Genomic DNA, 13,025 nt, shown 5'->3' on the forward strand with positions numbered 1-13,025 from the left:
AACCAGAAAATAAAAATATATCCTGATATTTCAACAACTTAAATTGATGGCACGATTCCCGCTAAAGCCCTCTCCCACCAAGCTTCACCCTACAACAATAACAATCCAGGAGAGACACACCATGAGTGTGATCATTGCCTTGGCAGCCCTCGCGCTGCTGATGCTGGCTGCCTACCGTGGCTACAGCGTTATCCTTTTTGCCCCGATTGCCGCCCTCGGCGCCGTGCTGCTCACCGACCCGTCCGCCGTCGCCCCTGCCTTCACCGGGGTGTTCATGGAGAAAATGGTCGGCTTCATCAAACTGTATTTCCCGGTGTTCCTGCTCGGCGCGGTGTTCGGCAAGCTGATCGAGCTGTCGGGTTTCTCGCGTTCCATCGTTGCAGCGGCGATTCGTTTGCTCGGCACTCGCCAGGCGATGCTGGTGATCGTGCTGGTCTGCGCCCTGCTCACCTACGGCGGCGTGTCGCTGTTTGTGGTGGTGTTCGCGGTGTACCCGTTTGCCGCCGAGATGTTCCGCCAGAGCAACATCCCCAAGCGCCTGATGCCGGCGACCATCGCCCTCGGTGCGTTCTCATTCACCATGGACGCCCTGCCCGGCACCCCGCAGATCCAGAACATCATTCCCAGCACGTTCTTCAACACCACCGCCTGGGCGGCGCCGTGGCTGGGGTTGATCGGCACGATCTTCGTGTTCTGCGCCGGCATGCTGTTTCTCCAGCGCCAGCGCAACAAGGCGCAACGGGCTGGCGAAGGCTATGGCACCGAGCTGCGTAACGAGCCGGAAACCGCGCCAGACATCAAACTGCCCAACCCGTGGATCGCGCTATCACCGCTGTTGATGGTGGGCGTCATGAACCTGTTGTTCACCCACTGGATTCCGCTGTGGTACGGCAAGACCCACAGCCTCGCGCTGCCGGGCATGGCCACGCCGGTGACCACCGAAATCGCCAAACTCACGGCGATCTGGGCGGTTCAGGCGGCGCTGTTGATCGGCATCCTGATGGTGCTGGCGTTTGGCTTCGGGGCAATTCGCAGCAAGCTCGCCGAAGGCAGCAAAAGTGCGGTCAGCGGGGCCTTGCTGGCGGCAATGAACACCGCATCCGAATACGGCTTTGGCGCGGTGATCGCCTCGTTGCCCGGTTTTCTGGTGCTGGCAGACTGGCTCAAGAGCATCCCCAACCCGCTGGTCAACGAAGCGATTACCGTCACCCTGCTGGCGGGCATCACCGGTTCCGCCTCGGGCGGCATGAGCATTGCGCTGGCCGCGATGTCCGAGAGTTTCATCAGCGCCGCCCACGCCGCCAACATTCCGCTGGAAGTGCTGCACCGGGTCGCGGCGATGGCCAGCGGCGGCATGGACACCCTGCCGCACAACGGCGCGGTGATTACCTTGCTGGCAGTCACCGGCCTGACCCACCGCGAAGCCTATAAAGACATTTTCTGTATTACGCTGATCAAGACCCTGGCGGTCTTCGTCGTGATCGGCACGTTCTACGCCACTGGCATTGTGTGAGGTATTGATGACAACTCTTAGCGGCAAGACCGCACTGGTCACCGGTTCCACCAGCGGCATCGGCCTGGGCATCGCCGTCAGCCTGGCCAAGGCCGGCGCCAATGTAGTGCTCAACGGCTTCGGCGACGCCTCCAAAGTGATCGCCGACGTGCAGCAGTTCGGCACCAGGGTCGGCCACCACCCGGCGGACGTCAGCGACCCGTTGCAAATCGCCGAGATGATCGCCTACGCCGAGCGCGAGTTCGGCGGCGTGGACATTCTGGTGAACAACGCCGGCATTCAGCATGTGGCGGCGGTGGAGGACTTTCCGGTGGAACGCTGGGACTCGATCATCGCGATCAACCTGTCCTCGGTGTTCCACAGCACGCGCCTGTGCCTGCCGCGCATGCGTGCCGAAAATTGGGGGCGGATCATCAACATTGCCTCGGTGCATGGGCAGGTGGGCTCGGTGGGCAAAGCTGCCTACGTCGCCGCCAAGCACGGGGTGATCGGGCTGACCAAAGTGGTCGGCCTGGAAACCGCGACCACCCAGGTGACCTGCAATGCCATCTGCCCCGGCTGGGTGCTGACACCACTGGTGCAGAAGCAGATCGATGATCGCGCCGCCACCGGCATCGACCCGCAACAGGCCCAGCATGATTTGCTGGCTGAAAAACAGCCTTCGCTGGCGTTCGTCACGCCGCCGCAATTGGGGGAACTGGTGCTGTTTCTGTGCAGCGAGGCTGGCAGCCAGGTGCGGGGCGCGGCGTGGAATATTGATGGCGGGTGGTTGGCGCAATAACTGCCCCGGATGATCAGAACAAGCAACCCCGGGCAACCATTGTGGGAGCGAGCCTGCTCGCGAAAGCGGTGAATCAGGCAACATTGAACTCGCTGACCCGCCGCCTTCGCGAGCAGGCTCGCTCCCACAGGTTAGTGATACTCCCATGCTCTGCGTGGGAACGAGAAAAAGAGGCAAGCCATGTCCGACATCCTCTGGCAACCCAGCGCCGAGCGCATCAGCAAGACCCGCATGGACGCCTTTCGGCGCTTCATCAATCAGCGGCATGACCTTGAAATCGCCGACTACCCGGCCCTGCACCAATGGTCCATCGACCGGCGCGAGGCTTTCTGGCAAGCCATTGTCAATTTCTTCGACATCCAGTTCCGCGACCCACCCAGTGCCGTGCTGCGCGAAGGCGCGCAAATGCCCAGCGCCCAATGGTTTCCCGACGCCACCTTGAACTTCGCCGAACACCTGCTGCGCCGCCGCGACGAAGCCGCGGCGGTGATAGCCGTCGGTGAAGACGGCCAGCGTGAACAGCTGACCTGGGCGGAGCTGGCCAACCATGTCGCCGGCTTTCAAACCAGCCTGAAAGCCGCCGGCATCGGCCTCGGCGACCGGGTCGCGGCGTGCATGCCCAACACCTGGCAGACCCTGGTGGCGATGCTCGCGACCACCAGCCTGGGCGCAGTCTGGTCCTGTTCGTCGCCGGACTTCGGCACTCAGGGGGTGATCGACCGCTTCGGCCAGATCGAGCCGAAAGTGCTGATCACCTGCGCCGGTTATCGCTACGCCGGCAAGCACATCGACCAGACCACCAAAATCAACGAAATCCTCGACCGCCTGCCATCGCTGCAACAACTGATCGTAGTGCCTTATGCCAGGTCCGAAGCGCAGATCGACGATTTCCACAGCCAAGCCACCGTCACGCTCTGGGACAACTTCTACCGTCCCGGCGGCGAGCCCGAATTCGTCGCCGTGCCCTTCGCGCATCCGCTGTACATCCTGTACTCCAGCGGCACCACCGGCGTGCCCAAGTGCATCATCCACAGCACCGGCGGCGTGCTGCTGCAACATGTCAAGGAACACGGCCTGCACGTCGACCTCGGCCCCGGCGACCGGCTGTTCTACTACACCACCTGCGGCTGGATGATGTGGAACTGGCTGGTCTCGGCGCTGGCCGTGGGCAGCGCCGTGGTGCTGTACGACGGCTCGCCGTTTCACCCCGGCCCCGAGCGCTTGATGGCGCTGATCGAAGACGAGCGCATCAGCGTCTTCGGCACCAGCCCCAAGTACCTCGCGACCCTGGAAAGCGGCGGCATCAAGCCGCGCCACAGCCGCGACCTAAGCAGCCTGAAAACCCTGCTGTGCACCGGCTCGGCACTGTCGCCGCAGAGTTACGACTATGTCTATCGGGACCTCAAGGCCGACCTGTGCCTGGCCTCGATGTCCGGTGGCACCGACGTCGTCTCCTGTTTCGTGAATGGCAACCCGTTGAGCCCGGTACGTCGCGGTGAAATCCAGGGCAAGAGCCTGGGCATGGCGGTCGAAGTGTGGAACGACGCGGGGCAACCGGTGATCGGCGAAAAAGGTGAACTGGTCTGCACCCGGCACTTCCCCGCCATGCCCATCGGCCTGTGGCATGATCCCGACGGCGAAAAACTGCGGGCCTCTTATTTCAGCCTGTTTCCCGGCGTCTGGGCCCAGGGCGACTACGCCGAACAATTGCCCCACGGCGCGATGATGATCCACGGCCGCTCCGACGCCGTGCTCAATCCCGGTGGCGTGCGCATCGGTACGGCGGAGATTTATCGGCAGGTGGAAAAAGTCCCGCAAGTGGCGGACAGCGTCGCCATCGGCCAACAATGGCAGGACGACGTGCGGGTGGTGCTTTTTGTAAAACTGCACGACGGCATCGTGCTGGATGCCGCACTGGAACAGCAGATCCGCCAGACGATCCGCGCCAGCACCACACCTCGGCATGCGCCGGCGAAGATTGTCGCGGTGACCGACATTCCACGCACCATCAGCGGCAAGGTGGTGGAGTTGGCGGTGAGGAATGTGGTGCATGGCCTGGCGGTGAAAAATACCGATGCGCTGGCCAATCCCCAGGCGCTGGAGCAATTTCGCAATCGCCCGGAATTGGCTGACTGACCCCACCCTCCTAGCCCCCTCGCTCCCACATTTTTTTGAACTGTGTCAATCCATCAGATCCCAGTCGCCGGGCGGGCGCTGGGATGTCGGTGACGAATCCGCGTACAGCTTCAATCGCAACCGCAGATTATTCACCGAATCGGCATGCTTCAACGCCTCCGCCTCGCTGATCGCGCCCTCCACCACCAGCCCGAACAGCGCCCCGTCAAACGTCTGCATCCCCAGTTCCAGCGATTTTTCCATGATGGTCTTGAGCTCGCCAAACTCGTTGCGCAAGATCAGGTCGGCGATGGTCGGGGTCCCCAGCATCACCTCTACCGCCGCCCGGCGCTGGCCGTCGAGGGTGCGTACCAGGCGCTGGGACACAAAGGCCTTGAGGTTGTTGGCCAGGTCATGCAGCAACTGCGCACGACGTTCTTCGGGAAAGAAGTTGAGGATGCGGTCCAGCGCCTGGTTGGCGTTGTGCGCATGCAGGGTGGAAATCACCAGATGGCCAGTATCGGCAAACGCCAGCGCGTGCTCCATGGTTTCGCGGTCGCGAATTTCGCCGATCAGTACCACGTCCGGTGCCTGGCGCAGGGTGTTCTTCAACGCCGCGTGAAAACTGCGGGTGTCGACACCCACTTCCCGCTGATTGATGATCGAGCGCTTGTGCCGATGGATGTACTCCACCGGGTCTTCGATGGTGATGATATGGCCGCTACTGTGGCGGTTGCGGTAATCGATCAACGCCGCCAGCGAGGTCGATTTACCCGAATCGGTGGCGCCGACGAACAGGATCAGCCCTTGTTTGAGCATCACGCTCTCAAGCAGTATCGACGGCAACTTGAGGTCTTCGAAACGCGGCACGTCCAGCTTGACGTTGCGCGCCACGATCGACACGTCGTTACGCTGCCTGAAGATGTTGATCCGGAAGCGCCCGATGCCGGCCAGGGAAATCGCCAGGTTCATTTCCAGCTCCCGGTCGAACGTCAGACGCTGTTCGGCATCCATGATCGACGCCGCGATGGCGGCGATTTCGCCCGGTTTGAACCGTTCTTCACTCAAGGCCCTGAGTACGCCGTCGAACCGCGCACTGGGCGGCGCACCGGTAGCAAGGTAAAGATCAGAGCCATCCTGACTGGCCAACTGGCGCAACAACACGTCGATTTCCATGGCAAAAAGCACCCGCAAGGCATTCAATGAACAGACATGAACCGATTCAGTGACGCGTCGGTTCATTCAGCGTCTAGTGTTCTGCAAGGATAGTAGACGCCGCCACACCGACTTGAGTGCAGGACAACTTGATGAACCCATCACCGACCGGCAACGATGCCCAGACCCTGATCGCCCGACTGGACTGGAGCCATAGCCCTCTGGGCGCCGCCAGCACCTGGCCACAGAGCCTGCGCACCGCGGTGGACATCGTGATTCACTCGCCAATGCCGATGCTCCTGTTGTGGGGGCCGCAACTCACGCAAATCTACAATGACGGCTTCGCCGTGCTGTCGGGCAGCAAACATCCGGACGCTTTCGGACAGCCGACACACCAGGTATGGCCTGAATTCCAGGACTTTACTGCGCCCATTTTCAGCGCAGTCCTACAAGGTCAGGTGCGGTCCTACAGCGAACGACGCTTTACCTTGCAGCGTGACGGGCATGATTCCGACTTTTGGCTGGACTTGACCTACAGCCCCATCCGTGACGAAAGCGCCAAGGTGGCCGGAATTCTGGTCACGGCCATCGAAACCAACGAACGCCGACGCATCGCCCTGGAACTGCGGCAGCGCTCGGACGCCAGCCTCAAGGCCCAGCACGAAACCGAACAGCGCCTGCAACTGGCCCTGGCCGCCACCGATGCCGTTGGCACCTGGGACTGGGACATCGGCGAAGACCGCTTCATCGCCGACGCCCACTTCGCCCAGTTGCACGGCATCGACCCGGCGCGGGCCAGTCAATTGCCCATCAGCGATTACCTGCATGGGGTGCACCCGGAAGACCGGGCGATGGTTGCCCGCAGCATCAAGCACTGCATCACCCACGGCACCGAATACGCCGAGGAATACCGCCTGCTGCAACCAGACGGCCAGTTGCGCTGGGTGTTTGCCCGGGGTCGCTGCTACAAGGACCACCATGGCCGGCCGATGCGTTTTCTCGGTGCCGCACTGGACCTGACCGAGCGAAAACACACCGAACAGGCGTTGCGCCAGAGCCAGACCGAGCTGCAACTGATCATCAACGCCATGCCGATCCTGATCAGCTACGTGGACCGCGAAGAACGCTTTCGCCTGAACAACGCCGCCTACCTGGACTGGTACGGCCTGACGCCTCAGGAGCTGTTTGGTCGCACCATCCATGACGTGCTGGGTGACGAGGCGTATGCGCCGCGCGCCGAGTACATCGCCCAGGCGCTGGCGGGCAAGCCGTGCAGTTTCAGCATCGATACCCGGCATCGTGACGGCAGCACCCGCCACGCCTTGATGAACTACCTGCCGCGCCACGGAGCGGACGGCGCGGTCAACGGTTTCTATATCTTTGTGATTGATGAAACCGAGCGCACGCAAACCGAAGAGGCCCTGCGCAACCTCAATGACACCCTTGAAGAGCGGGTGATTGCCCGCACCCAGCAACTGGCCGAAGCCAACCAGCGTCTGCAAAACGAGATGTTCGAGCGCGAGCGCGCCGAAGACGCCCTGCGGCACGCGCAGAAGATGGAAGCGGTCGGTCAGCTCACGGGCGGCATCGCCCATGACTTCAACAACATGCTGACCGGGATCATCGGCAGCCTCGACCTGATGCAGCGCTATATTGCCGACGGCCGCACCGCCGAGATCGAGCGTTTCATGGAAGCGGCGGTGTCGTCGGCCAACCGTGCCGCCTCCCTGACCCATCGCTTGCTGGCCTTCTCGCGCCGCCAATCGCTGGATCGCAAACCGCTGAACGCCAATGAGCTGGTGCATTCGCTGGAAGACCTGCTCAGCCGTACCAAGGGCGATCACATCGAACTCAAGCTGCAACTGGCCGATGAGGTCTGGCCGGTGAGTACCGACGTCAGCCAGCTGGAAAACGCCCTGCTCAACCTGGTGATCAACGCCCGCGACGCCATGCCCGACGGCGGCGAGCTGGTGATTGAAACCGCCAACGTCTACCTCGACGGCAGCGACATCACTACGCTGGAATCGATCAAGGCTGGCGATTACCTGATGATCGCCGTCAGCGACAACGGCACCGGCATGAGCCCGTCGGTGCGGGCCAAGGCGTTCGACCCGTTCTTCACCACCAAACCCATCGGCCAGGGCACCGGCCTGGGGTTGTCGATGATCTATGGTTTTGCCCAGCAATCGGGTGGTCATGTCAGCCTCGACAGCGTACCGGGCCAGGGCACCAGCGTGCGTCTTTACCTGCCGCGCCTGTATTTCGGCGCACCACAAAACACCCTGCTGCCGCTCACCAGCGAAGCGCCGGCGGCGATTGCCGGTGAAACCGTGGTGCTGGTCGAGGATGATCCGGCGGTACGCATGCTGGTGCTCAATCTGCTGAGTGAGCTGGGTTATCAGGCCCACGAGGCGCAAGACGCCAAGGCGGCCCTGCCCTTGCTCGAATCCAGCCTGCGGGTCGATCTGCTGGTGACTGACGTCGGGCTGCCGGGGATGAACGGCCGGCAATTGGCGGAAATTGCCCGCCAGCATCGGCCTGACCTCAAGGTGCTGTTCATGACCGGTTACGCGGAAAAGGCCGCCGAGCGTCAGGGTTTTCTGGAAGAAGGCATGGACATGGTCGCCAAGCCGTTCTCCATCGACCTGCTGGCCAACAAGATTCGCGAGATGATCGGTCAGGCCCAATGAGGCATAATCCCGCGCCCCGCTGTCACCACCGTTACAAGGTCTGCCTCAAATGAAAGCTCAAGCGCGCCATATTCTGGTGAAAACCTCGGAAGAAGCCGAGCAACTCAAACAACGCATCGCCAAGGGCGAGGCCTTTGATGTGCTGGCCAAGAAGTACTCCACCTGCCCGTCCGGCAAACGCGGCGGTGACCTGGGTGAAGTAAGGCCGGGGCAGATGGTCGGGGTGATCGATGCCGTGATCTTCAAGAAGCCACTGCGGGTGGTGCATGGACCGATCAAGAGCAAATTCGGTTATCACCTGGTGCAGGTGTTTTACCGGGATTGATGGGTGGCTTGAGGGCCTCATCGCGGGCAAGCCCGGCTCCCACAGGGATCCATGTTTGCCACAGATCCTGCGACACACAAAGGCCACTGTGCAGGTGTTTTACCGGGATTGACGGGTTGGCTTGAGGGCCTCATCGCGGGCAAGCCCGGCTCCCACAGGGATCCTGTGTTTGCCACAGATCCTGCGACACACAAAGGCCACTGTGCAGGTGTTTTATCGGGATTGACGGGTTGGCTTGAGGGCCTCATCGCGGGCAAGCCCGGCTCCCACAGGGATCCATGTTTGCCACAGATCCTGCGACACACAAAGGCCACTGTGGAGGTGTTTTATCGGGATTGATGGGTGGCTTGAGGGCCTCATCGCGGGCAAGCCCGGCTCCCACAGGGATCCTGTGTTTGCCACTGATTCTGCGACACACAAAGGCCACTGTGGAGGTGTTTTTTCGGGATTGACGGGTTGGCTTGAGGGCCTCATCGCGGGCAAGCCCGGCTCCCACAGGGATCCATGTTTGCCACAGATCCTGCGACACACAAAGGCCACTGTGCAGGTGTTTTACCGGGATTGATGGGTTGGCTTGAGGGCCTCATCGCGGGCAAGCCCGGCTCCCACATGGATCCATGTTTGCCACAGATCCTGCGACACACAGAGGCCACTGTGGAGGTGTTTTATCGGGATTGATGGGTTGGCTTGAGGGCCTCATCGCGGGCAAGCCCGGTTCCCACGGGGATCCTGTGTTTGCCACAGATCCTGCGACACACAAAGGCCACTGTGGGAGCGAGCCTGCTCGCGAACCGATTGCGCAGCAAGCGGCCATCCACTGCCTATCTTGGAATCAATGCCCCCGGCACCTGAATCACCCGGCTCGCCAGCCGATGCCCCGCCTCGGCCGCCTCGACCGGGGTGCCGCCCTTGAGCCGGCTCGCCAGATACGCCGCACTGAACGAATCCCCCGCCGCCGTAGTGTCCACCACACGCTCGACTTTCTGCGCCGGCACAGCAAACGCCTCGCCATTGCAGCGGATCAGACACGCCTCGGCGCCGCGTTTGAGCACCACCTCAGGCGTGCCAACCTGCTCGTAAGCGGCAAACACCGCATCACAATCAGAGAAATGAAACAGCGCCTGCTCGTCATCCACCGTCAGTAACGCCAGATCGACATGGGGCAACACGCTGCGATACGCCGCCCGAGCCTCCTCCACCGACGCCCACAGCCGTGGCCGATAGTTGTTGTCGAACACCACCTGCGCCCCTCGCTGCCGGGCTGCGATCAGGGTTTCGAGCAATTTTTCCCGACCCAGCGCGCCGAGCACGGCCAGGGTGATGCCGCTGAAATACAACACGTCGTACGCCGGCAGCGCCGCGAGGATCGGTGCGGCGGCCGGGGTGGTGAAGCAGTCGCGCACCGCCGCTTCATTGCGCCAGTAGAGAAAGCGCCGCTCGCCGGCAGCGTCAGTCTGGATACAGTACAAACCCGGCAGACGACCGGGCAAGCGCTGGACCCTGCTCAGGCCGATGTTTTCGCCGGCCCAGCTCTGGCACATGGCATCGCTGAAACTGTCGTCACCCAGCGCGGTGACGTAGTCCACCTTTGCGCCTTCGCCCAGTTCACGGGACAGGTAGACGGCAGTGTTCAGGGTGTCGCCGCCGAAACTCTGTTGCAGGCTGCCATCAGCACGGTGTTGCAGCTCGATCATGCATTCGCCGATGAGGGCGATGCTTGGGGTCTTTACGGCTTTCATGGTGGTGGGGTCTCTGGTGTTGCGATGCTGTCCTGAAGGTTGCCATCGCGGGCAAGCCCGCTCCCACAGGAAAATCGCATTCCAAATGTGGGAGCGGGCTTGCCCGCGATAGCCGCGCCTCGGTCTTGAGGATTAGAAACAGGTATCCATGGTCTCGATCACCTGCAACTGCTCATCCACCAGGCACCCGACCCGCCACTTGTCGAACGTCAGGCACGGATGCGAAGTGCCGAACGAGATAATGTCCCCGACCCGCAACTCAACCCCCGGCGCCACGGTCATGAACGCATGCTGGTCCATCACCGCCGTCACCTTGCAGGCACTCACGTCGTCGCCAATGGCGGGCACCACGCCGGCCTTGTAACGCAGCAGCGGCACCGGCAAACCGGCGTCGTACGCCACATCGCGCTTGCCCAAGGCAATCACCGCGAACCCCGGCTCCGGCAACGACTGCACATGCGCCCAGACTTCCAGTGCCGGACGCAGACCTTCGTGCAGGTCGCTGCGCCGATCAAGGACGCAGCATTGCGCTTGCTTGTAGATGCCGTGGTCATGGGCCACATAGCTGCCCGGCCGCAGCACGCTGAGGAAGCGCCCACTGGCATTCTGTGCTTCAAAGGATTCGGCGATCAGGTCGTACCAGGCCGAACCGGAGGCAGTGATGATCGGCTTGGCAATCGCAAAGGCGCCGCTGTCCTGCAACTGCACCGCCAGGCGCACCAGTGACGAGGCGAACTCACGGATGCCGCTGACGGCCTGGTCGCCATGAATCACCCCTTCGTAGCCTTCGATGCCGGTCAGCGCCAGCGCCGGTTGCAGGGCAATGGCCCGGGCCAGTTCAACCACTTCCAGTTCGCTGCGGCAACCGCAACGACCGCCGACCACGCCGTACTCGATCATCACGTTCAGACGCACGCCGCGCGAGGCGAAGTAGGCGCCGAGGTCGGCGACGTTGTCCGGGTGATCGACCATGCAATGGAATTCGAAAGCCGGGTCCGCCAACAGATCGGCAATCAGCGCCATGTTCGGTGTGCCGACCAACTGGTTGGCCATCAACACCCGACGCACGCCATGGGCATAGGCCGCGCGAGTCTGGGTGGCGCTGGCCAGGGTGATGCCCCAGGCACCAGCGTCCAGTTGCCGGCGAAACAGCGCCGGGGTCATGCTGGTTTTACCGTGTGGCGCCAGTTGCGCGCCGCTGTGGCTGACAAACGCCTGCATCCAGCGAATGTTGTGTTCCAGGGCCTCGCGGTGCAGCACCAGCGCCGGCAGGCTGACGTCACGCACCAGGTGCGCGCCGATGCCAGCGTCGCCCTTTTCCACGGCGGCGCTATTGATTGCACTAGACATGTTCGAACTCCTTGGATTCGCGGCCGCAGGCAGCCGCTGCTATTCGTTGATACGCCGGGCCAGGCCGTTGGCGCTGTCGATCAGCACCCGGCGATAGTCGTCGTAATTGTTCTTGGCATCGGCCCGTGGCGCGACGATGCACAGGGTCGCAATGGCCACGCCGTGGTTGTCCTTGACCGGCGCGGCGAAGCAGTGGGTGAAGGTGTCGGCGACGCTGTCGAAGGAGAAAAACCCGTCGATGCCGGCCTGACGGATTTCCTTCAGAAACTGCTCCATCGGCAAACGCTCGCCGCCGGGCAGGATGAAGTCGTCGTAGTCGATCAGGTCGTTGATCTGCTGGTCGCTCATGTGCGCCAGCAACAGGCGTCCGGAAGCGGTCCACGGGATGGGCGCGTTCTCGCCGATGTCCGAGGAAATACGGAAATGCCGCTCGCCCTCCTTCATCAGCGCCACCGTGTATTTGCGCCCATTGAGCAGGCACATCTGCGCGGTTTCGCGGGTCTGCCTGACGATTTCCTGCAAGGCGTAATCGGCCTCGCGGGTCAGGTCGAAATGACGCAGGTGCGCCTGCCCGAGAAAGTACAGCTGACGGCCCAGGTAGACGTGGCCGTCCTTGCCCACCGGCTCGAGAATGCGCCGCTCCAGCAACGAGGCCACCAGTTCATAGACCGTGGATTTCGGGCTGCCGATGCCACTGGCGATTTCGTTCGGGCGCAGGGGCTGGCCGATTTCCTTGAGAAAATCGAGAATATCGAACGCCCGGTCCAGACCGCGAGCCCGGCGTTTGATGGTGTCTTCGGTCATGTCATCAGGTTCCCATTAAAGTGCCGGGAGTTTAACCAGAGTACGGTGGCGACTGTTAGGTCGCCTTCGCGAGCAGGCTCGCTCCCACATGAGATCGCATCCCTTTGTGGGAGCGAGCCTGCTCGCGAAGAATGCACCTCGGTTCAGACCTTTTTCTTGTAAGCGATGCAGTCGATCTCGACCTTGCAGTCAACCATCATGTTCGCCTGCACGCAGGCCCGGGCCGGGGCGTGTTCGCTTTTGAAGTACTCGGAAAAGACCTTGTTGAAACTCCAGAAATCCCGTGGGTCTTCCAGCCACACGCCAGCGCGCACCACGTCTTGCAGGCCATAACCGGCCTCTTCAAGAATGGCGATCAGGTTTTTCATGGTCTGGTGCGTCTGCTCGACAATGCCGCCGACGATGATTTCGCCATTGAGCGCCGGCACCTGGCCGGACACGTGCAGCCAGCCATCGGCTTCAACGGCACGGGCGAAAGGACGAGGCTGGCCGCCACCGGCGGTGCTGCCGGTGCCGTAACGAGTGATGCTCATGGGTGTTTCTCCTGCTTGAA

Annotated in this window: 10 protein-coding genes; 5 read left to right on the plus strand and 5 right to left on the minus strand. The window is 62.2% G+C overall.

All coding sequences use genetic code 11. The features are described from left to right. Positions 1-121: 121 nt before the first annotated feature. The 3 genes from POF45_RS03490 (at position 122) to POF45_RS03500 (ending at position 4,430) form a co-directional block, all read left to right on the plus strand. A complete protein-coding gene (locus POF45_RS03490; protein WP_282315077.1) occupies positions 122-1,513 on the plus strand; it encodes a GntP family permease in 1,392 nt (463 codons plus the stop codon). A gap of 7 nt (positions 1,514-1,520) precedes the next feature. Then, a complete protein-coding gene (gene hbdH, locus POF45_RS03495; RefSeq protein ID WP_282315078.1) occupies positions 1,521-2,294 on the plus strand; it encodes a 3-hydroxybutyrate dehydrogenase in 774 nt (257 codons plus the stop codon). 180 nt (positions 2,295-2,474) lie between these two features. Next, complete coding sequence (locus POF45_RS03500) at positions 2,475-4,430, plus strand: acetoacetate--CoA ligase (RefSeq protein WP_282315079.1); 1,956 nt, start codon at positions 2,475-2,477, stop codon at positions 4,428-4,430. Positions 4,431-4,475: 45 nt separating this feature from the next. Here POF45_RS03500 and POF45_RS03505 read toward each other — a convergent pair whose 3' ends face one another. After that, entirely contained in the window at positions 4,476-5,585 is a 1,110-nt protein-coding gene (locus tag POF45_RS03505; RefSeq protein WP_282315993.1) for a PilT/PilU family type 4a pilus ATPase, read from the minus strand. Between the two features lie 131 nt (positions 5,586-5,716). Here POF45_RS03505 and POF45_RS03510 point away from each other — a divergent pair, with 131 nt between their 5' ends. Together POF45_RS03510 and POF45_RS03515 are read left to right on the plus strand one after the other, a co-directional pair. Next, the gene (locus POF45_RS03510; protein ID WP_259502696.1) at positions 5,717-8,254 is read left to right on the plus strand and encodes a PAS domain-containing hybrid sensor histidine kinase/response regulator; all 2,538 of its coding nucleotides are present in this window, start codon (positions 5,717-5,719) and stop codon (positions 8,252-8,254) included. Between the two features lie 49 nt (positions 8,255-8,303). Then, positions 8,304-8,579, plus strand: a complete 276-nt coding sequence (locus POF45_RS03515) for a peptidylprolyl isomerase (RefSeq protein ID WP_007898282.1) — start codon at positions 8,304-8,306, stop codon at positions 8,577-8,579. Between the two features lie 821 nt (positions 8,580-9,400). Here the strand turns inward: POF45_RS03515 and POF45_RS03520 are convergent. The 4 genes from POF45_RS03520 to POF45_RS03535 all read right to left on the minus strand — a co-directional run bounded on the left by POF45_RS03520 (position 9,401) and on the right by POF45_RS03535 (position 13,005). After that, positions 9,401-10,318, minus strand: a complete 918-nt coding sequence (locus POF45_RS03520; RefSeq protein ID WP_282315081.1) for a sugar kinase — start codon at positions 10,316-10,318, stop codon at positions 9,401-9,403. 132 nt (positions 10,319-10,450) lie between these two features. Further along, positions 10,451-11,668: an amino acid deaminase gene (locus tag POF45_RS03525; protein WP_259502694.1), complete on the minus strand. Its 1,218-nt coding sequence runs from the start codon at positions 11,666-11,668 to the stop codon at positions 10,451-10,453. 39 nt (positions 11,669-11,707) lie between these two features. Continuing rightward, entirely contained in the window at positions 11,708-12,472 is a 765-nt protein-coding gene (locus POF45_RS03530; protein ID WP_259502693.1) for an IclR family transcriptional regulator, read from the minus strand. Positions 12,473-12,615: 143 nt separating this feature from the next. Beyond that, the gene (locus POF45_RS03535) at positions 12,616-13,005 is read right to left on the minus strand and encodes a RidA family protein (protein ID WP_259502692.1); all 390 of its coding nucleotides are present in this window, start codon (positions 13,003-13,005) and stop codon (positions 12,616-12,618) included. Positions 13,006-13,025: the final 20 nt, after the last annotated feature.

The organism is Pseudomonas fungipugnans (assembly GCF_029955235.1).
Taxonomy (GTDB): Bacteria; Pseudomonadota; Gammaproteobacteria; order Pseudomonadales; family Pseudomonadaceae; genus Aquipseudomonas; species Aquipseudomonas fungipugnans.

Bases quoted from the DNA above. Each gene is read 5' to 3' on its own strand.
- POF45_RS03490 (WP_282315077.1), top strand. From the start codon at position 122: ATGAGTGTGATCATTGCCTTGGCAGCCCTCGCGCTGCTGATGCTGGCT.
- hbdH (WP_282315078.1), top strand. From the start codon at position 1,521: ATGACAACTCTTAGCGGCAAGACCGCACTGGTCACCGGTTCCACCAGC.
- POF45_RS03500 (WP_282315079.1), top strand. From the start codon at position 2,475: ATGTCCGACATCCTCTGGCAACCCAGCGCCGAGCGCATCAGCAAGACC.
- POF45_RS03505 (WP_282315993.1), bottom strand. From the start codon at position 5,585: ATGGAAATCGACGTGTTGTTGCGCCAGTTGGCCAGTCAGGATGGCTCT.
- POF45_RS03510 (WP_259502696.1), top strand. From the start codon at position 5,717: ATGAACCCATCACCGACCGGCAACGATGCCCAGACCCTGATCGCCCGA.
- POF45_RS03515 (WP_007898282.1), top strand. From the start codon at position 8,304: ATGAAAGCTCAAGCGCGCCATATTCTGGTGAAAACCTCGGAAGAAGCC.
- POF45_RS03520 (WP_282315081.1), bottom strand. From the start codon at position 10,318: ATGAAAGCCGTAAAGACCCCAAGCATCGCCCTCATCGGCGAATGCATG.
- POF45_RS03525 (WP_259502694.1), bottom strand. From the start codon at position 11,668: ATGTCTAGTGCAATCAATAGCGCCGCCGTGGAAAAGGGCGACGCTGGC.
- POF45_RS03530 (WP_259502693.1), bottom strand. From the start codon at position 12,472: ATGACCGAAGACACCATCAAACGCCGGGCTCGCGGTCTGGACCGGGCG.
- POF45_RS03535 (WP_259502692.1), bottom strand. From the start codon at position 13,005: ATGAGCATCACTCGTTACGGCACCGGCAGCACCGCCGGTGGCGGCCAG.